The 19699-nt window shown below is 70.2% G+C and carries 15 protein-coding genes; 4 read left to right on the top strand and 11 right to left on the bottom strand.

All coding sequences use genetic code 11. The features are described from left to right. Positions 1-364: 364 nt before the first annotated feature. The 8 genes from ACFU8W_RS03105 to dnaK are packed head-to-tail and all read right to left on the bottom strand — an operon-like array spanning position 365 to position 9233. Positions 365-2068: an FAD-dependent oxidoreductase gene (locus ACFU8W_RS03105; RefSeq protein ID WP_384031725.1), complete on the bottom strand. Its 1704-nt coding sequence runs from the start codon at positions 2066-2068 to the stop codon at positions 365-367. 37 nt (positions 2069-2105) lie between these two features. Beyond that, positions 2106-2369 (bottom strand): UBP-type zinc finger domain-containing protein, encoded by a 264-nt coding sequence (locus ACFU8W_RS03100; RefSeq protein ID WP_384031723.1) that lies wholly within the window; start codon positions 2367-2369, stop codon positions 2106-2108. An 18-nt stretch (positions 2370-2387) separates the two neighbouring features. Then, positions 2388-2843: a thioredoxin gene (gene trxA, locus ACFU8W_RS03095; RefSeq protein WP_384031721.1), complete on the bottom strand. Its 456-nt coding sequence runs from the start codon at positions 2841-2843 to the stop codon at positions 2388-2390. Further along, positions 2840-5467: an ATP-dependent chaperone ClpB gene (gene clpB / locus ACFU8W_RS03090; protein WP_384031719.1), complete on the bottom strand. Its 2628-nt coding sequence runs from the start codon at positions 5465-5467 to the stop codon at positions 2840-2842. The genes trxA and clpB overlap by 4 nt, the downstream gene beginning before the upstream one ends. Further along, on the bottom strand, positions 5458-5841 hold the full coding sequence (locus tag ACFU8W_RS03085; RefSeq protein ID WP_384031717.1) for a chaperone modulator CbpM: 384 nt from the start codon (positions 5839-5841) through the stop codon (positions 5458-5460). The genes clpB and ACFU8W_RS03085 overlap by 10 nt, the downstream gene beginning before the upstream one ends. After that, the gene (locus ACFU8W_RS03080) at positions 5838-6806 is read right to left on the bottom strand and encodes a DnaJ C-terminal domain-containing protein (protein ID WP_384031715.1); all 969 of its coding nucleotides are present in this window, start codon (positions 6804-6806) and stop codon (positions 5838-5840) included. The genes ACFU8W_RS03085 and ACFU8W_RS03080 overlap by 4 nt, the downstream gene beginning before the upstream one ends. 6 nt (positions 6807-6812) lie before the next feature. Further along, positions 6813-7334 carry a nucleotide exchange factor GrpE gene (locus ACFU8W_RS03075; protein WP_384031713.1) on the bottom strand — a complete coding sequence of 174 codons (522 nt, stop codon included), beginning with the start codon at positions 7332-7334 and terminating at the stop codon, positions 6813-6815. A gap of 9 nt (positions 7335-7343) precedes the next feature. Continuing rightward, complete coding sequence (gene dnaK / locus ACFU8W_RS03070; RefSeq protein WP_384031711.1) at positions 7344-9233, bottom strand: molecular chaperone DnaK; 1890 nt, start codon at positions 9231-9233, stop codon at positions 7344-7346. Positions 9234-9522: 289 nt separating this feature from the next. Here dnaK and ACFU8W_RS03065 point away from each other — a divergent pair, with 289 nt between their 5' ends. Together ACFU8W_RS03065 and ACFU8W_RS03060 are read left to right on the top strand one after the other, a co-directional pair. Next, positions 9523-11304 (top strand): PucR family transcriptional regulator, encoded by a 1782-nt coding sequence (locus tag ACFU8W_RS03065; RefSeq protein ID WP_384031709.1) that lies wholly within the window; start codon positions 9523-9525, stop codon positions 11302-11304. A gap of 243 nt (positions 11305-11547) precedes the next feature. Continuing rightward, positions 11548-12222 carry a formylglycine-generating enzyme family protein gene (locus ACFU8W_RS03060; protein ID WP_384031707.1) on the top strand — a complete coding sequence of 225 codons (675 nt, stop codon included), beginning with the start codon at positions 11548-11550 and terminating at the stop codon, positions 12220-12222. A gap of 264 nt (positions 12223-12486) precedes the next feature. Here ACFU8W_RS03060 and ACFU8W_RS03055 read toward each other — a convergent pair whose 3' ends face one another. Then, complete coding sequence (locus ACFU8W_RS03055; protein ID WP_384031705.1) at positions 12487-14256, bottom strand: serine/threonine-protein kinase; 1770 nt, start codon at positions 14254-14256, stop codon at positions 12487-12489. Between the two features lie 289 nt (positions 14257-14545). Between ACFU8W_RS03055 and ACFU8W_RS03050 the strand changes: the two genes are divergently transcribed. After that, positions 14546-16054: a glutamate synthase subunit beta gene (locus tag ACFU8W_RS03050; RefSeq protein WP_384031703.1), complete on the top strand. Its 1509-nt coding sequence runs from the start codon at positions 14546-14548 to the stop codon at positions 16052-16054. Between the two features lie 131 nt (positions 16055-16185). On the opposite strand, the gene ACFU8W_RS03045 is transcribed toward ACFU8W_RS03050, so the two are convergent. Together ACFU8W_RS03045 and ACFU8W_RS03040 are read right to left on the bottom strand one after the other, a co-directional pair. Continuing rightward, complete coding sequence (locus tag ACFU8W_RS03045) at positions 16186-17601, bottom strand: DEAD/DEAH box helicase (protein WP_384031701.1); 1416 nt, start codon at positions 17599-17601, stop codon at positions 16186-16188. 289 nt (positions 17602-17890) lie between these two features. After that, positions 17891-18454, bottom strand: coding sequence for a PadR family transcriptional regulator (locus ACFU8W_RS03040; RefSeq protein ID WP_384031699.1), 564 nt, complete (start codon positions 18452-18454; stop codon positions 17891-17893). Positions 18455-18509: 55 nt separating this feature from the next. On the opposite strand from ACFU8W_RS03040, the gene ACFU8W_RS03035 reads away from it, so the two are divergent. Beyond that, on the top strand, positions 18510-18911 hold the full coding sequence (locus ACFU8W_RS03035; protein WP_384031697.1) for a nuclear transport factor 2 family protein: 402 nt from the start codon (positions 18510-18512) through the stop codon (positions 18909-18911). The last annotated feature ends 788 nt before the right edge of the window (positions 18912-19699 follow it).

The following is a 19699-nucleotide window of genomic DNA, read 5'->3' as shown; positions in this document are numbered from 1 at the left end:
GCGTGTGTCGGAAGTCCCGCCTGCCCGGCGACGCCCGGCACGCACGCTCGCCGCGTTGTCGGGTTCGCCCAAGTACGTCCCGTACGAGGACGGCCCTCCGCCCTGCGATCGCACGCACCGGACGCCGCCAGGCCCACCCTTCGGGCGGACGGCGGGACTTCCGACACACGCCCCAGTGCCTCTCCCGGCATTACGGGACAGCCCTTGGTCAGGGTCTGTCGTCGAACTGCCGCTGTCCGGCCGGAGGCAGGTACGTGCGACGACAGCCCCTGGGGGACTCCTGGCCACCGCGAGGGTGGGCCCCCCGGCTGACGACCACTTCGTCCTGCCGGAGTGACATGCCGGACGTGCGTTGCCACGTTGTTCACGCTCGGGTCATCGCGACCCTCGTCACGTGTCGGCGTATGCCCGGAGATCCCACCCCCCGAAGGTGCTCGTGCACCTGGCGGACCGCCGTCGCGCCCTCCCCCACCGCGGAGGCCACCCGTTTGACCGAACCGCTGCGGACGTCGCCGACAGCAAAGAGCCCCGGGAGACCGGTCTCCAGGGCGAGCGGGGCACGGGCAAGGTGGCGCCAGAGGTTCGCGGGAACGTCGACCACGTCCTGGCCCGTGCGGATGAAGCCCTGCGGGTCCAGGCCGACAGCCGCGTCGAGCCAGGATGTGGCGGGGTGCGCGCCGATGAAGACGAACAGGGCGCGCGCTGCCAGCACCTGCCGTTCGCCGGTTCTGTTGTCCTGGACGAGAACGGACTCGACCCGGTCGCTGCCGGCGACTTGCCGGACCTCGGTGTTCACGCGCACATCGATCCGGGGGTGCCGTTCTATCCGGTCGATCAGGTAGCGGGACATGCTCTGGGTGAGGTCGCCGCCACGTGCGAGCAGATGCACCGCGGGCGACTGACGTGCCAGGAACAACGCGGCCTGGCCGGCGGGGTTGCCGCCGCCGACGACGGCCACGGGGTCCATGCGGCAGTTTCTCGCCTCCCAGAGGGTGGCGGCATAGTGGACCCCGGCTCCTTCGAGCCGTTCGACGCCGGGCGCGGGCAGGCGCCGGTACCGGGCGCCGGTCGCCACCACGACGGTGTGGGCGGAGATCGTGGCACCGTCGGTGAGCGTCACGACGTGGGACCCGTCCCGCTGTTCCAGGCGCGCGGCTTCGGCGGGGACGGTGATCCGGGCGCCGAACCGGTCGGCCTGGAGAGCGGCGCGTTCGGCGAGTTCGGTTCCGGAGATCCCTGCGGGGAATCCGAGGTAGTTCTCGATCCGGGAGGAGGTTCCGGCCTGACCGCCGGTGGCCACGGCTTCCAGGACGACCGTGGCCAGTCCTTCGGAGGCCCCGTACACGGCCGCGGCCAGCCCCGCGGGCCCCGCGCCGACCACCAGCAGATCGCAGACGGCTTCTGTGGGGGTGTCGGAGCGCAGGCCCATCACCCGTGCCAGCTCGGCGTCGGTGGGGTTGCGCAGCACCCGGTCGTCGTGCCAGACGACCACGGGGGTCTCCTCGGGTGTCACTCCCACACGGCGCAGCAGCGCCTCGGCCTCGGTGTCCTTCTCCAGATCGATCCAACGATGCGGGAGCCGGTTACGGGCGGCGAACTCGAGCAGCCTCCGGGTGTCCGGGGAGAACGCGGAGCCGATGACCCTGAAACCGGTGGCCATCCCGGCCAGCAGTGTCCGGCGCAGGAAGTAGGCGCGCAGGATGAGGTCGCCGAGCGCGGGTTCGCGGACGAGCAGGTCGCGCAGTTCGGCCGAACCGACCACCAGGACCTCACCGGGGGCACGGACCACGGCGCTGAGGAAGGCGGCCTGACCCTCGCGCAGGCCGAGCTCGCCGAGGAAACTCCCCGGACCATGGAGCTGGTAGGTCCTCTCGTGACCGCCATGGTCATCCACCACGGCCACCGTGCCGCTGAGGACGACGAAGAATTCCTGACTGGGTCTGCCCGCCTGATAGAGCAGTTCGCCTTCGACGGTCGGCCACCACTGTCCACAGGCGCTCAGCACCTGGATCTGGTCGCCCGTCAATTGCGGGTACGCGTCATGCGGCGTGGGCGTTTCAGCGGTCACAGTGCACTTCCCTTGGGGCGGATGAGAGCGGGAGAGCTCAGACCATGGCTTCGTGGACGAAACACCAGCGCCAGTCCTCACCGGGCTCGAAGGACCGCGCAATGGGATGTCCGGCCGTCTCGGCATGTCCGCGGGCATGGCGCATCGGGGACGAGTCGCAGCATCCGACATGGCCACAGGTGAGACAGAGCCGGAGATGGACCCAGGCGGAACCGAGGCGCAGGCATTCCTCGCACCCCTGCGGGGTCCTGGCGGTGACGGGTCGGACCAGCGAGAGGTGTGGGTCGGGCGGGATGGTCATCGCGACCTCCAGGGTCGGTCAGGCGGGCTGGGCGCTGTCCGTCAGTGCCTGCTCCACCCACTGGCGCAGCACCGGAGCCGACGCCGCGCCGGCCTGGCGGGCGATGGTCCGGCCCCGGTCGAGAACCAGCAGGGTGGGGACGGCCTGGACCTCGAAGCACCGGGCGAGCGCCGGTGACTTGTCGATGTCGACCTTCACAAGTTTGATGCGGCCGGCCAGGTCGTTGGCGACCTTCTCCAGAGCGGGGCCGACCATCCGGCAGGGGCCGCACCAGGTGGCCCAGAGATCGACGAGGACCGGCAGACCGGCCTGCTCGGCGACGGTGCCGAAATCGGAGTCCCCCGCTTCGGCGATCCAGGGCAGCGGAGCTCGGCAGTTGCCGCACCGGGGGCGGCCCTGTGCGGCGGCGGGCACACGGTTGGTCCTGCCGCAGGTGCCGCAGCGGACGGTGTGACTGACCGGGGAGGCGCTCATGACGACTCCTGCGGCTCGTCCTGGAGAGTGAAGGTCAGTTCGTCGTCCTGGGCGTCGACCAGGATCGTCACGCCCTCGGTCGCCTCGCCGCTGAGCAGCGCGCGGCCGATCCTGGTCTCGACCTCGTGGGAGATGAACCGGCGCAGCGGACGGGCGCCGTAGACCGGGTCGTAGCCTTCGGCGGCGATGAGGCGGCGGGCCGGTTCGGTGAGGACGAGGGAGATGCGCTGGTCGGCGAGGCGGCGGCGCAGCTCGTCGAGGAGCAGGTCGACGATGCGTTCGATCTGCGCCAGGCCGAGCGGGTGGAACAGGACGATGTCGTCGACACGGTTGAGGAATTCGGGCCGGAAGTGGCTGTTGAGCTCGCCCATCACGAGTTCCCGTACCTCGGGCTTGATGTCGCCGGCGTCGGTGGCGTCCTCGAGCAGGTACGGGGATCCGAGGTTCGAGGTCATGATGACGACGGTGTTGCGGAAGTCGACGGTTCGCCCCTGGGCATCGGTGATCCTGCCGTCGTCCAGGACCTGGAGCAGCGTGTTGAAGACGTCGGTGTGGGCCTTCTCGATCTCGTCGAAGAGGACGACGGAGTACGGCTTGCGGCGTACCGCCTCGGTGAGCTGGCCGCCCTCCTCGTAACCGACGTATCCAGGAGGTGCGCCGACGAGGCGGCTCACGGTGTGCCTCTCCTGGTACTCGCTCATGTCGAGGCGGATCATGTTGCTCTCGCTGTCGAAGAGCGCGGCGGCGAGGGTCTTGGCCAGCTCGGTCTTCCCGACGCCCGTGGGGCCCAGGAAGATGAACGAGCCGATCGGCCGGCGCGGGTCGCGCACTCCGGAACGAGCCCGGATCACGGCGTCGGCGACCAGTTGTACGGCCTCGTCCTGGCCGATGACCCGCTCGCGCAGGATCTCGTCCAGGCGCAGCAGTTTCTGCCGTTCGCCTTCCTGGAGCCGAGTGACGGGGATGCCGGTCCAGGCGGAGACGATCTCGGCGATCTCTTCGGCGGTGACCACCTCGCGCAGCAGTCGTGTCTCGCCCTGTTTGACGGCGAGTTGCTCCTCTTCGGCGGCAAGGCGGCGTTCGAGCTCGCTGATGGTGCCGTAGCGCAGCTGGGCGGCGCGGTTCAGGTCGTAGGCGCGTTCGGCTTCCTCGGCCTCCTGCCGGGCGCGTTCCAGTTCCTGACGCAGTTCCTGGACGCGGCGGATGGCCTGACGTTCGGCCTCCCACTGGGCATGTTTGGCGTCCGCCTCGCTCCGCAGGTCGACCAGTTCCCGGCGCAGGTCGTCCAGGCGGGCACGGCTTGCCGGGTCGGTCTCCTCGGCCAGGGCCGCCTCCTCGATCTCCAGCCGGGTCACCCGACGGGTGAGTTCGTCCAGTTCGGCCGGCATGGAGTCGATCTCGGTGCGCAGCCGCGCGCACGCCTCGTCGACCAGGTCGATGGCCTTGTCGGGGAGGAAGCGGTCGCTGATGTAGCGGTGACTGAGGGTGGCGGCGGCGACCAGTGCGCCGTCCTGGATCTTGACGCCGTGGAAGATCTCCAGGCGCTCGCGGATCCCACGCAGGATGGAGATCGCGTCCTCGACGGTCGGCTCGTCCACGAGGACGGTCTGGAAACGGCGTTCCAGGGCGGCATCGGACTCGACGTGCTTGCGGTACTCCTCCAGTGTGGTGGCGCCGATCATGTGCAGCTCGCCGCGGGCCAGCATCGGCTTGAGCATGTTGCCCGCGTCCATGGCGCCCTCGGCGGCGCCGGCACCGACGACGGTGTGCAGTTCGTCGACGAAGAGCAGGATCGAGCCCTCGGCACCCTTGACCTCCGCCAGGACGGCCTTGAGGCGTTCCTCGAACTCGCCGCGGTACTTGGCTCCGGCCACCAGCGAGCCCATGTCGAGCGAGAACACCGTCTTGTCCCGCAACCCCTCCGGTACGTCACCGCGCACGATCCGCTGGGCCAGACCCTCGACGATGGCGGTCTTGCCGACGCCGGGTTCGCCGATCAGAACGGGGTTGTTCTTGGTCTTGCGGCTGAGGATCTGGATCACCCGCCGGATCTCTGCGTCCCGGCCGATCACCGGGTCGAGCCGACCGGTGCGGGCCTCCACCACCAAGTCGCGGCCGTACTTCTCCAGAGCCTCGTAGGCGGCTTCCGGGTTGGCGGAGGTGACCCTCTGGTGGCCACGCACCTGAGTGAGGGCCCCGAGGAAGGTGTCCTTCGTGACGCCCTGCTCGGCGAGCCGTCGGCCGGCGGCGGTGGCCGAGCCCTCGTCCACCAGGGCCAGAACCAGGTGCTCGGTCGAAACGTATTCGTCCTTGAGGCGTTTGGCCTCCTGCTCCGCCGTGTCGAGCAATCGGGCGAGGCGCTGGGTGACCATCACCTGGCCGGGGGCGGCGCCCGGTCCGGTGGTGCGCGGGCGCTTGGCGAGATCGGCTTCGACGGCGCCCCGCAGCGCGGCCGGGTCGGCGCCGGCGCCGGCGAGCAGCCGGGTCGTCAGGCCGTCCTGCTGATCGAGCAACGCCAGAAGCAGATGCTCCCCGTCGACCTCGTTCTGGCCGAGCCGCACCGCCACGCTCTGCGCTTCCTGCAGCGCTTCCTGGGACTTCTGCGTGAGGCGGTTCATGTCCATTGCGTTCGCTCCTCGGCGGCTCGTTGGCTGCGCCGCAGCGCCCTCTCCAGAAGATCGATACGGTCGAGCAGGTCCAGCACGACCCCGACGGCCGCGTAGTTGAGCGACAGACCGGCCCGCAGTCGCTGCACGCGGGCGATGGCCGTCGGAGCGGTGGTACGGAACCACAGTCGCCCGTGGGCGTCCCGCTCGGCGTCCAGCAGCCCGAGGGCCACGAAACGGCGGACCAGGTCGGGCGAGAGGCCGCTGCGTCGGGCGACACCGGACAGGGACAGCTCGTAGGGGGTGCTCCGGCAGATCCGGACCAGGGGATACTGGGCGAAGGCACGGCCGTGTGCGGCGTCTTCGCCGGGAGAACGCTGATCGTCACTCATGCCTGCTTCCTCGGGTCGAAGGTCGAGGCCCCGGCCAGTTCCCCGAACAACTCGCGTTCGCGCGGGCTCGGCGACGAGGGCACCATCACCTGGATCTCGGCGTAGAGGTCACCGGCGGATCCCTTGGGGTGGGGCATCCCCTCCCCTCGCAGCCGCAGCCGCCGGCCGGTGGAGGTCCCCGGGGGGACGTGGACCTTGGCGGTACCGCCGGGGCCGGTGACCGGCACGGTCGCCCCCAGGACGGCCTCCCAGGGTGTGACCGGCAGATCGACGTGGATGTCGCGGCCGGTGAGCCGGTACCGGGGGTGGGGGGCGATACGGACCAGGAGGTAGAGATCCCCCGCGGCGCCTTGGCCGCGGCCCCGGCCGCCCTCCCCCGCGAGCCGGATGCGCTGCCCGTCGACGACACCCGCGGGGATGTTCACGTCGTAGCTGCGCTCCCCGCCGGGGCCACCCAGGGTGATCTTCCGCCTGCCACCGCGGTAGGCCTCTTCCACGGTGAGGGTGAGCTCGGCCTCCTGGTCGGCGCCGGGTGCCGGCCCTGACCCGCGGCCCGCCCGGCCGCCGAACACACCCCCGAAGAGGTCCTCGAAGTCGAAGCCGGCGGTGTCGAAGTCCCCTTCCGTCCAGACCCGGGCGCCTCCGCGGCCCGCGCCCCGGCCCCCCTGGAAGGGGCCGCCGCGGTACGCTCCGGCCCCGCGGAAGCCCTGCGCCGCCGCGACCCTCTCGTCGTAGTCCTCCGGGATCTGCCGGAAGTCGGCGCCGAACCGGTCGTACCTGGCCCTGGTATCGGGGTCGGAGAGGACTCCGTACGCCTCGTTGATCTCCTTGAAGCGCTCCTCGGCGGCCGGATCCTTGTTGACATCCGGGTGGTGACGGCGGGCCAGGGTGCGGAATGCCTGCTGGATCTCGGCCGCGTCGGCCGTCCGGGGGACGCCCAGCACCTCGTAGTAGTCGCGTGCCATGGCGGCTTACTCCTGCTTCCGGCTGACCGCTACCGCCGCCGGTCGCAGTTGGCGGTCGGGGTCGCCGTAGCCGGGGCGCAGCACCTGGACGACGGTGCCCGGGGCGGCGTCCGGGTCCTCGACCACGGAAACCACCTCGTGCAGCACGGGATCGAAGGGGACACCGGTCTCGTCGTGGCGCGGATAGCCGAGGCTCCTCAGGACGTCCAGGGCCTGATCGCGCACCGCCTGCACACCGCGGACGATCGTCTCGGGGTCCGCGTCGGCGTGGGCGAGGGCCAGTTCGAGGTTGTCGACGACCGGCAGCCAGGCGGCCGTGGCCCTGGCTCGTTCCGCCTCCAACTCCCGGGGGCGGTCGCGGGCATACCGCTTGCGGAGGTTGTCCAGATCGGCGAGGGCTCGCCGCCACCGGTCCTCCAGCTCCTCGGCCTCGAGGGCGGACGGGCCCTGCGGTGCGGGTGCCTCTTCCTGCGGATGCTCCGTCCGAGCTGCGTCCCCGGCGGGAGGTGCCTGGTCATGTTCCGACATGACGTCACCTCAGCCCCGGTCGAACTCGGCGTCGATGACGTCGTCGTCACCGGACGGCCGGCCCGAGGCGGACGTTGCGCCCTGGTCCGCGGTCTGTGCCGCCGCGGCGGAGTGGGTGGCCAGTGCGGCGTAGATCTGCTGGAGTTCGGAGCCGACGGCGCGGGCGTGGTCCACGGGTGCCTCCTCCTTGACGGCGGTACGCGCCTCCTCGATGACCATTTCGGCGCGGGCGCGCTCGTGCTGTGGCGCGGCGTCACCGAGTTCTTCCAGCCGGCGCTCCACCTGGTACGCGGCGGCGTCGAGTTCGTTACGGGCGTCGATGGCCTGGCGCAGCGCCTGGTCGGCGGTGCGGTTGCGCTCGGCCTCCTCGATCATCCGATCGACCTCGGCCTGGTCGAGGTTGGATCCCTCGCTGATCGTGATCGACTGTTCGGCGCCGGTGTCCTTGTCCTTGGCGCTTACCTTGAGGATGCCGTTTGCGTCGATGTCGAAGGTGACTTCGATCCGGGTCTGCCCGCGGGGGGCGGGCCTGAGGTTCTCCAGCCTGAAGCGGCCCAGCACCCTGTTGTCGGCGGCCAGTTCGCGTTCCCCCTGCAGCACCACGATGTCGACGGCCGGCTGGTTGTCCTCGGCCGTGGAGAAGACCTCGGACCGCCGGGCGGGGATGGTGGTGTTCCGCTCGATGATCTTCGTCATGACACCGCCCGCGGTCTCCACGCCCAGTGAGAGCGGAGTGACGTCCAGCAGGAGGACGTCCTTGACCTCGCCCTTGAGCACCCCGGCCTGAACGGCGGCGCCCAGCGCCACCACCTCGTCCGGATTGACGCTCATGTTGGGGTCCTTGCCGCCGGTCAGGCGCCGTACCAGAGCCTGCACGGCCGGCATACGCGTCGACCCGCCGACCAGGATGACCTCGTCGATGTCGTTGTCACTGATCTTCGCGTCGCCCATCGCCTGCTTGACCGGGGCCAGGCAGCGCTCCACCAGATCCGCAGTGATCTGTTCGAAGGTGGAGCGGCGGAGGGTCTCGGTGAGGTGTTTGGGCCCGGAGGCATCCGCCGTGACGAACGGCAGACTGACCTGGGTCTGGGTGACCGAACTCAGTTCGGTCTTCGCCTTCTCGGCCGCCTCGAACAGGCGCTGCAGGGCCTGCGGGTCCTTGCGCAGATCGATGCCCTCGGTCTTCTGGAACGCATCCGCCAGATGGTCCACCAGCCGGCGGTCGAAGTCGTCGCCGCCCAGGTGGGAGTCGCCGGCCGTGGACCGGACCTCCACCACACCGTCGCCGACGTCGAGGATGCTGACATCGAAGGTGCCACCGCCGAGGTCGAAGACCAGGACTGTCTCATGGCCCTTCTTGTCCAGACCGTAGGCCAGGGCTGCGGCGGTCGGCTCGTTGATGATCCGCAGAACTTCCAGACCGGCGATCTTTCCCGCGTCCTTCGTGGCCTGTCGCTGAGCGTCGTTGAAGTAGGCGGGTACGGTGATGACAGCCTCCGTCACCCGCTCGCCGAGTGACCTCCCCGCGTCCTCGGCCAGCTTGCGCAGCACCTGCGCGCTGATCTCCTCCGGCGCGTACTGCTTGCCGTGCACCCCGAAGCGGGCCACCCCGCCCGGTCCCTCGACCACGTCGAAGGAGACCGCCTTGGCCTCCTCGGGGACCTCGTCGAAGCGACGTCCGATGAACCGCTTCGCGGAGGTGATGGTGCCCTTGGGGTTGAGGATCGACTGCCGGCGTGCCAGCTGTCCGACCAGGCGCTCGCCGGTGTCGGAGAAGGCGACCACCGAGGGGGTGGTCCTGGCTCCCTCGGCATTCGGAATCACGGTGGGCTCACCGCCCTCCCAGACCGCGATGACCGAGTTGGTGGTGCCGAGGTCGATGCCTACTGCCTTGGCCATGGGATTCTCCTCCGTCGCGGCACTGACCGAACGCCGCGGCTGCCGGGATCACGATCCCGCTCGCGGCCCCACATGGGGAAAGGGTGGCGCGGCGGCGCACCCGTTTCCCTGCCCCGGCAGGACCAATCCGGGCAGGCCCGCCCGCCCCGTGAGGTCAGGGCGTCCGCAGGGCCGGCTGAGGTGGCCCGACGCCGGACGGCGTAGCGTGAAAAGCGGAGAGCTGCTGTGTCGAGACACGAATGGATCTCCGATGGATGCTGTCCGCTCCGGATCATCGACGGTGTGTGGTGTGCGCCCGAACCCGCAGCGCTGGGCCGGCCGGCACACGTTCCTCCGTCTCACGACGGCGATGTTCGACGCGACCGACGGACGTGAGGTGGTGTGGGCGGCCATGGCGGCGATCGCCGTCACCGGGCCGTTCGCGGCAGAAGCGGCCTATGCAGCTCACCACGGCGTCGCGCAGCGGTGCCGCCGGTGTTCCACGGCCGGCTCCGGTCATTCCCCGCCGGGCATCGTGGCGGCGAACGCCACGGCGGCCGAGCCTGCCGTGACGGACGACGAACCGACGGCGGCCGACGGCGTCGACCGGTGGATCGCTGCGCTGGAGGGCGGCAGCGGGCGCTGGGACGACCAGGACGGCCACTGCCTGTGGGCATTGGCGCTGCGCCACCGCGGGCGTTGTCTTGGCTACCTCGTCGTTCGCATACTGGACACTCCCTCGGCCGAGGAGGCCGCCGACGCCGAGCTCCTCGCCCGGCAGGCCGCAGCCGCACTCGCGGGACTGGGCCGGCCATGGGAGAAGTCCACCCACGCCGAGAAGGAACAGTGGCCGACCGCGGAGGAGCCCGGACCGGGGGTCGATCTCAGCGCCACCGTGTCGGCCCTTTCGTACCAGAACGCCTTTCACCGAGCCCTCACCCGTGTCGGGGCGTCCGGCAAGGGTGAACAGGGGATGCTCCGGGCCCTGCACGATCACACGGGATTCTCCGCACTGACCGAGGATCCCTTCGGCAATCTGCGGGCATGGGCAGGTCCCGGCCGCGGCGGATCGCGCCCCGGGTCGGCGAACCGGTCCCGGGACGAGTTGCTGCGGCAGGTACGGCGCCGGCAGGGCGCCGTCCGCGACCGGGACCGACTGGTCGTCCCCATCGAGGCGTCGGGCGACCTGCTCGGACTGGTCGCCCTGGTGGATCCCGACCGACGGGCGGGGAAGCTGGACACCGCGGCGCTGGAGGAGACGGGCCTGGCCCTGGCCCCCGAGCTCGCCCACGAGCGCGCTCTCGCCGAGCTGGAGCCGAGGCTGCGCCACGACCTGGTCGAAAGGCTGATCTCCGGTGAGGCGACCGACGGCGTGTTCGTCCATGCGGCCGCCCTCGGTCACGACCTTCACGGGCCGCACCGCATCGCCGTGCTGCAGTGGGACGGAGCAGCGGCGGAGGTGACGCTGGACGATGCCGTCGCGCGGGCGGCCCAGCGCCTGGGACTGGATGTGCTCATCGGTGCCCGCGGGACCACCACCGTCGTCCTGGTGGCGGGTCCCGATCCCGGGGATTCCTTGTACCGAGCCGTGGCGCAGGACCTCGGCACGGCGACCGGGGCCGTCGGCATCGGCAGCCGCTGCGACCTCTTCACCGATCTGCCGCACTCCTACGACGGGGCCGTCCGTGCTCTCACCGTACGGCGCAGATCTCCGGAACCGCACGGCAGCACCAGCTTCGAGGACATCGGCATCTGCCGCATGATGGGCACCGGGGACGGCGAACGGGAGACCGACCGCTTCGTCAGGGAATGGCTCGGAGCTCTTCTGGAGTACGATGCACGGCACCACACCGACTTGGTCACCACGCTCTCGCGCTACCTGGAGAGCGGCGGCAGCTACGACACCACTGCCGACGTTCTCCAGATCCACCGAAGCACCGTGCGCTACCGCCTCCGGCGCATCCGCGAGATCACCGACCACGATCTCAGCGATGTCGAGACCCGGCTCAACCTGCACGTGGCCACTCGCATCCGCAACGTTCTCGGCAAACCAGGAACGGCACGAACATCGCCTCGGTCGACATCCCCTTGACTGCCCTCGGGTGCGAGGGGCACCAATCTGCCGTCGCTCGTCGGTGTGGTGCCATGTCGTATCCCCTCCGGAGCCCGCCCCCCGCGCTGTGCCGCACGACCGCCCACGGCCGTGCGGCGTCCAGCTGAAGTCCCTTACCCGGCAAGGCCGGTGTCGGCCAACATCGGTTCCCGAAATTCCGCAGCTCAACCCGCGGGCAGCTCCGAGGCAACGACGATCACGCCTCAGTATGATCGCCTGCTTATGGACATGAACGCAGGAATCGAGCTGATCGCCGTTCCGCCGGGGCGGGTGACGCTGTCGGACCGGCGCACGCAGCGGAGCTGGTCGACCGAGCTCGCTCCCTATCGGTTGGCGGCGTTCCCGATCACTCAGGCGCACTATGCGCAGGTCACCGGTCAGCGCCCGAGCAGCGCGCAAGGCGACCGGTTGCCCGTCGAAGGCGTGTCCTGGTGGGACGCGGTCCGATTCTGCAACACCCTTTCCCAGCAAGAGGGGTTGGCAGCCGCCTATCGCCTCCGCACTGACGCCGACGGCATCGAGTGGGACGCATCTGCTGACGGCTACCGGCTGCCTACCGAGGCCGAGTGGGAACACGCGTGTCGTGCCGGTACGGCCGAGGCGCGGTACGGGCACCTCGACGAGATCGCCTGGCACCGCGGCAACTCCCGCGAGCGGATTCACGACGTGGGTGGCAAGCAGCCCAACGCGTGGGGCGTGTACGACATGTTGGGCAACGTGTGGGAGTGGTGCTGGGACATCTACGACGCGGAGGTCTACGACAGCTACCGGGTCCTGCGTGGCGGTGGCTGGTTCGACGAGCACTGGAGCTGCCGGGCCTCGGTGCGGCGTCGCAGCCACCCGACCTTCCGGATCGACGACGTGGGATTCCGCATCGCGCGTTCCGTGCTGCGCTGACGTGCGTCAGGTGCGGCGAATGCTTCGCCCGCAGGACCGGCGCAGTGGTCCATCGGCGCCGGTCCATGCGGTGGGCCGCCTGCTGTGTCCGGCCGAGGAGGTGGGCGCGGCTGCGGCCGCCTGGACCGGGCCGCGCAGACCCGAGGACCGGCTCGACCGCACGGTCCTGACCTCCCCCGACATCTCCGCGGCGGTGAACCGGCTCGGGATGGCGACGCCGTCGCATGCGTCCCGTCAAGGGAGTACGTGCCACCCGGCGGAGGCTCAACTGCCCGAGTCGGCACCGACGGCGTTGCGCCAGACGGTCACGTCCAGAGTCATGTATGTGCTGGGCGAACCCTCGGCCGAGAAGCCCTGGACCGTCAACAGCCCCATGTGTCCCGTACCTGTGGTGACACAGACCTGCCGTCCCTTCGAGAGCTTGTTCAGATAGAGGTTCTTGGTGAACCGGGTGTCCGCGCGGCAGGCAGCAAGCGAACCCTCCTGCCCCGGATCGAGCAGCACCAGGTTCCCGTCCTGGGTCTCCGCGTCGAGGTATCCGCCGGTGTCGTAGGAGAGTTCGTACCCGCCGTCTTCGCCCTGCTGGGGCCGGACGTCGTCGTCCCCGAGCGTCAGGTGGTAGCCGGCTGTGAGGTTGATGCCCTTGTAGACGGCGGGCTTCGGTGCGGGCTTCGGTGCGGGCTTCGCATCCGGCTTCTGATCGGCCGTCCGGTCCCCGCTGTCCGTCTGCTCACCCTTCGACGGTCCGCTGCCCTGCGTCTGCTGTCCCTCTTCCTTGAGCAGGAAGTACGCAGTGCCGCCACCCCCGATGCCGAGGACCAGCGCGGCGGCGAGGGCGATGACCGCGCCCCGCTTGCCCGCCCGCTTCGGCTGCCGGGCCGCCGGATGCATGGAGGGTCCGGGGTACACCTGGGCGTGCGCCGGCACCTGGGTAGGGGCGTAGGCGTGGGCGTGGGCCTGCGCCCGGACAGGCGTGGGGTACTGCTGAGGGGCCGGCTGCGGGGCGGGCGGTCCGTAACCCGGGGGCGGGGTGGCCGGCGCCACCGGTGTGGTGGGCGAATAGGCGGCGGACGGCAGGGAGGCCGGCGGCGGCGGGGTCTGGACCGGGGCGGGGGCCGCCGTGCGCACGGTGATGTCGGCGGCGACCACGCCCGGCAGCCAGTCCTCGGGACGGCGCAGCACCGTCTCCGCGTTCGCGGACTGGCAGAGCCCGATGACCTCGGTGATCGACGGCCTGGCCTCGGGGTCCTTGGCGAGGCAGCGGGTGACCAGCTCGGTCAGTCGTTCCGGGACGGCGGTGAGGTCGGGCTCCTCGTGGACGATCCGGTAGAGCACACCGTGCGAGGTCCCCTCGCCGAAGGCGGGCGTTCCCGTCGCCGCATACGCCGCGACCTGGCCGAGCGCGAAGATGTCGGTGGCCGCGGTCACCCTGCGCCCCGCGGCCTGCTCGGGGGCCATGAACGACGGGGTGCCGATGGTCACGCCGCTGCCGGTGAGGGAGGTCGCGTCGGCGGCGTAGGCGATACCGAAGTCGATGACGCGCGGCCCGTCCGCGGCGAGCAACACATTGGACGGCTTGAGATCGCGGTGCACGATGCCCGCGCCGTGGATGACGTGCAGGGCCTCGGCCATGCCGGCGATCAGCAGCAGTACCGTCTCGACAGGCAGCGCCCCGTGCGCGACGACCGCATCGGCGAGCGACGGGCCCGGTACGTACGCGGTGGCCAGCCAGGGCTGCGCACCGTCGGTGTCGGCGTCGATGACGGGCGCGGTGAACAAGCCCTGCACCCGCTGCGCAGACTGGACCTCCTGGGCGAACCGTCGCCGGAACTCGGGGTCCTCCCCGAATTCGGGGCGGATCACCTTGATCGCCACCGGCCGCCCGCCGGGCGTGTACGACAGATACACCTTGCCCATGCCGCCCGCGCCGAGCTTGGCGGCCAGCCGGTATCCGGCGATGGTGGTCGGATCGTCTCCCCCGAGCGGCTGGAAAACCTGAGAGGAACTGCTCCGGTCCTGCTGCTGACCACTCATCAGCCTACGTCTCCCCCACGGATTGTCACTGTCGAGCGGCACCCTATCGAAGGACGAGCCGTCTCCGCCCGCCAGGATGAGGCCGGCCAGAATCCGGACCGCACGCCGACGGTGCAGGAGTCGCAGCGTGCCGGGCAACTTCGGCCCGCGCACGGTGGTGGCCGCCACGTACAGCACGGGCAGGTCCGCCCGGACGGGTCCCTGAGTCCACAGGACGATGAAAGCGGTAGAAAGCAGGCGTAGGCTGGCCGAAACGCCGATACACCGCAAGGGGCGACGGAGGCGGCGCATGACCGACCCTTTCGGCTTCCTCAAAGTTCCCCGCCGGCCCGCCCCGGCACGCCCCGTCGATGAACGGCTGAGCGACTGGGACGAGGTCTACGCGGGCCAGCCACGCCTTCCACTCGTGTCCGAGCAAGCAGGACGCTGCATGGACTGCGGCATACCGTTCTGCCACCACGGCTGCCCGCTGGGAAACCTCATCCCCGAGTGGAACGCTTACGCGGCACGGGCCGACTGGCGGGCCGCCGCCGAGCGCCTGCACGCAACGAACAACTTCCCGGAGTTCACCGGGCGGCTGTGCCCGGCGCCGTGCGAGGACGCGTGCGTGCTCACCATCAATGCCGATCCAGTGACGATCAAGAACGTCGAACAGGCGATCGCCGACCAGATCTGGGCGCGCGGGTACGCGACACCGCAACCGCCCGAGCGGCTCAGCGGGAAGACCGTCGCCGTCATCGGCTCCGGACCCGCCGGACTGGCGGCAGCGCAACAGCTCACCCGCACCGGTCACACCGTCGCCGTCTACGAGCGGGCGGACCGCATCGGCGGGCTGCTGCGCTACGGGATCCCCGCGTTCAAGATGGAGAAGCACCATCTGAACTGCCGCATCGAGCAGATGCGGGCCGAGGGAACCAAGTTCCGCACGGGTGTGGACGTCGGCAGCGATCTCGATGCCACCGAACTCAGAAGACGCCATGACGCGGTGGTCGTCGCCATAGGAGCCAGGGGACAACGTGAGCTGCCCGTCCCCGGTCGCGAGCTGGCCGGCATTCATCAGGCCATGGACTATCTGACCCTCGCGAACCGGGTGAGGGAGGGCGACTACGTCTCGCCTCCTGTCACCGCCGAGGGCAAGCACGTCGTGATCATCGGCGGCGGGGACACCGGGTCGGACTGTCTCGGCACCGCCCTGCGCCAGGGCGCGAGCTCCGTGGTGCAGCTGGATATCAATCCGGAGCCCGGCGAGACCCGGCGGGACACCGAGCCGTGGCCCACATATCCGAAGGTCTATCGGATCTCCCACGCCCATGAGGAGGCCCGGGGGCGGAAGGGCGCGGATCCGAGAGTCTTCGCCTCCGCCACCCTCCGTTTCGAAGGGGACGGGGCCGGCCACGTGCGCGGACTGCGCCTGGCGAAGGTGGAGCCCGTCGTCAGAAGGCCGCGACCGGGCACCGAGCATCTGATCCCGGCGGATCTGGTCCTGCTGGCCCTCGGCTTCTACGGTCCCGAACGGGGCACCGGCCTCATGAAGCAGCTCGGCCTCACCCTGGACGACCGGGGGAACTTCGCCCGGAATTCCGCCTTCACGGCCGAGACGGTCGAGCAGGCCGCGCGGACGGTCCCCACCAGGACGGACGGGGTCTTCATCGCCGGTGACGCAGGGCGTGGCCAGTCCCTGGTGGTGTGGGCCATCGCGGAGGGTCGGTCCGCCGCAGCCGCGACGGACCGGTACCTGAGTGGCTCCACCGTGCTGCCTGCCCCCATCGCGCCGGAGGACAGGCCTCTGGCGGCATGAGCGCCTCCGACGTGACCGTGCCGGTCGGGACGGAACGCGGCTCGGGGCCGGCCGGAACGCCTCGGTGTTCCGCCGATTCGGCACACGCATTCAGCCGGTCGTCGTCCGCCGTCCGACCGCTCCCGGCGCCGTTACGAGCCGCGGCGCACCCGTGCGGCTTTGCGGGCCTCGGCCATCTTGCGGGCCTCGCCTCCGCGGCGGGACCCGCCAGCGGCGCGCCCTGACTCACCCCGGGCCGTGCCCATGCCACGGAACGGGGCGTGGCCGCCGGCGGGACGCGCCGCGGCAGGACCACCGTCGAGAGGAAGGCCGGACGGAACTCGGGCACCGGTGATCCGGCTCAGTTCCGCCTCGCCCGAGCGCACCTTGGTGATCTTCGGCGTAATACCGGCGTCGGCCATCAGTCGGCTCATGTCGCGGCGCTGGTTCGAGAGGACCAGGGTGACGACGCTGCCGGATTCACCGGCACGGGCGGTGCGACCGGCCCGGTGCAGATAGTCCTTGTGGTCGCTGGGCGGATCGACGTTGACCACCAGGTCGAGGTCGTCCACATGCAGGCCCCGGGCGGCGACATTGGTGGCCACGAGCGCGGTGACCTGACCGTTCTTGAACTGTGCGAGGGTGCGCGTGCGCTGGGGCTGGGACTTGCCGCTGTGCAGCGCGGCAGCGCGCACACCGCTGGCCCGCAGGTGCTTGGTCAACTGGTCGACCGCGTGTTTGGTGTCCAGGAACAGGAGCACCCGTCCGTCCCGGGCCGCGATCTCGGTCGTGACGGCGTACCGGTCGGCGCCGTGGACGGTCAGTACATGGTGTTCCATCGTCGTGACCGCTCCTGCCGGCGGGTCGACCGAGTGGACCACCGGGTCGTGGAGGTAGCGGCGGACCAGGTGGTCGACGTCGCGGTCCAATGTGGCGGAGAACAGCATCCGCTGGCCGTCGGGGCGCACCTGGTCGAGAAGCTCGGTGACCTGGGGCAGGAAGCCCATGTCACACATCTGGTCGGCCTCGTCCAGGACGGTGATGCGCACCCGGTCGAGGCGACAGTCCTTGCGCTCGATGAGGTCGTGCAGGCGTCCGGGAGTCGCGACGACGACCTCGGCCCCGGCCCGCAGTTCGCCGGCCTGCCTGCCGATCGACATGCCGCCGACCACCGTGACCATCCGCAGCTTCAGCTCCCGGGCGTACGGGGTGAGCGCCTCGCCGACCTGCTGGGCCAGCTCCCGGGTCGGTACGAGGATCAGCCCGAGCGGCCGCTTCGGCTCCGCGCGCCGGCCCGCGATCCGCGTGAGCAGAGCCAGACCGAAAGCGAGGGTCTTGCCCGATCCGGTGCGGCCCCGGCCCAGGACGTCCCGGCCCGCGAGGGAATTGGGCAGCGTGACGGCCTGGATCGGGAACGGGTGGTGCACGCCGAGGCCGGTGAGCGTCTTCAGCAGGGCGGGCGGAAGATCCAGATCGGCGAACGACGCGACTGCCGGCAGGGCCGGGGAGATCGTCTCCGCCAGGGCGGACTCGTCCTGCGGGGTGTGCGTGCGAGCTGGGTGCTTCATGGCGAGCCTTCCTCGATGTGCGGCACGTATCGAGGAATTCCCGGCAGGCGCAGAAGCCGGCAAACCGCAAGAACGGGCAAATGGAGATGATGGGATCCGAGCAACGGTAGCAGCCCGGGCCCACCACGAGCGCGCCACCTCGATCAGCCGTCGGCGGACCGGCGCGGTGTGGGGAATGACGACGGATCCGGGCCGCTGCAAGGGCCGGGCGCACTCGCGCGCCCCGGCCGCCCGCTCGACGCCGCCGGGCCCACCCTTCGGGCGGACGGCCGGACTTCCGACACACGCCCTAGCGGGACACGCCGGTGCGCTGTTCCAGGGCGTGCAGGGCCTGCTCGGCCCATGTGACGTTCTCCTGCTCGAAGGCCCGGCCCCGCATGAGGGTGAGGTAGGGGCCGATGCGCTCGGCGTGGGCCAGGTGCTCCTGCTCCGTCCGCCCGTCGAGCAGGCGGTCGCGGAGCCGGTCGTAGCGGGCGAGCTTGGCCCTGGCCCACTCCAGCCGCTCGGTGATGGCCGCGCGCACGGCGTCGGGGTCGCCTTCGTCCATGGCATGCACCTTGACCATCAGTTCGTCGCGGATGGCCGTGGGCCTGGGCAGCTCGGCGGTGAAGTCGCGCAGGGCTTGGCGTCCGGCCTCCGTCAGGGAGAACAGCCGCTTGTTGGGACGCCGTACCTGCTGGACGAGCCGGGCCTCGATCAGGCCGTCGGACTCCATCCGGTCGAGCTCCCGGTACAGCTGCTGTGGGGTCGCCATCCAAAAATTGGCCACCGAGGCGTCGAATCCCTTGGCCAGGTCGTACCCGGAGGCCTCGCCGTCCAGAAGTGCCGCGAGTACCGCATTGCGCAATGCCATGACAGCAGCCTAACATCCGCACCTAATCAACTATTTGCCTATGAGAGGTGCGGGGATGCATCCCTTCCGCAAGGCGGTCGAGGCCGAGGACCACGCCGCGATAGAGGCTCTGCTGGCCGAGAATGTCGTGTTCACCAGCCCTGTGGCGTTCAAGCCGTACCCCGGGAAGGCGATCACCGCGTCGATCCTGCGTGGAGTCTCGCGAGTCTTCACCGACTTCCATTACGTACGGGAGATAGCGGGAGCCGACGGCCGCGACCACGCCCTCGTCTTCAAGGCGAAGGTTGGCGACCGGGAGATCAACGGCTGCGATTTCCTGCACTTCGACGAGGACGGCAAGATCGACGACTTCATGGTGATGGTTCGCCCCATGTCGGCCGCGCAGGCGCTGGCGGCGGCCATGGGCGCCGAGTTCGAGCGGATCACCCGGGAGGCGGCGGAGGCGATGGGCGCCTGAGGGGCGCACTCATGCGCTCGCCGTCGGACTCCCATCCACCAACTGCGCGCCCGTGTACGGGGCGTCGAAGTAGCCCGCCGGGGTGCTCACAGGAACACCACTTCGCGGGGGACACAGAGGGTGAACGAGCTCCTCGGGCGGCAGGGTGGCCGCCTCCGGGCGAAACAGCCACGGTGCGCTCACCGAAGGGTTCCGAGCATCCCGTGAGAATCATCCGTCAGCGCGAGTGGCGGAGCATTGGGTCGGACCTCACCCTCGCCTCTGCTCGGTCGGTGGCTCGGGAACGGGATCGCTGCCGTGCGGACCGACTGTGCGGAAAGTGCAGGGCGCATCCGGGGGATCCCCGGGCGCCTGCGCGGGCGCCCTCCCGCTGAGGATACAACACGCACCCGGCACCTATGAACTGGGCGCCGTCACCTGCCGATGAGGTCCTCCAAGGGTCCGGTTGACGGTGCCTCAGATCGATGTGAGAGATTGTCACTCCACTTATGAAGAACCGATTGACGGATCGGTGGCGAGAGAAGTGGCAGATGGCAGATGCGGGGTCGAAAGGTCATGTCAACCCGCTGCCGCGGCAGCTGTGTTGGGCGTATGCGGCGCCATGACAGGCGTCCGAGGAGGCGAAGATCCGGTGATAGCATCCCGGCATCTGTGATCTTGATCCATTTGACGCAGATGCTGATTTGTGATCGGCAGCATGCTCTCCGCGTAACAGCAGGTGAACCGTGCCGATCAGCTGTGTTGCGGGTCCTCGCGAGGTATATCCGCAGCCGTCCGCATGCCATGCG

It is taken from the genome of Streptomyces sp. NPDC057565, from assembly GCF_042801455.1.
In the GTDB taxonomy this organism is placed as follows: domain Bacteria; phylum Actinomycetota; class Actinomycetes; order Streptomycetales; family Streptomycetaceae; genus Streptomyces; species Streptomyces yanii.
The sequence above is the reverse complement of the archived record's forward strand: the minus strand, read 5'-3'. Positions and strand labels throughout refer to the sequence as shown.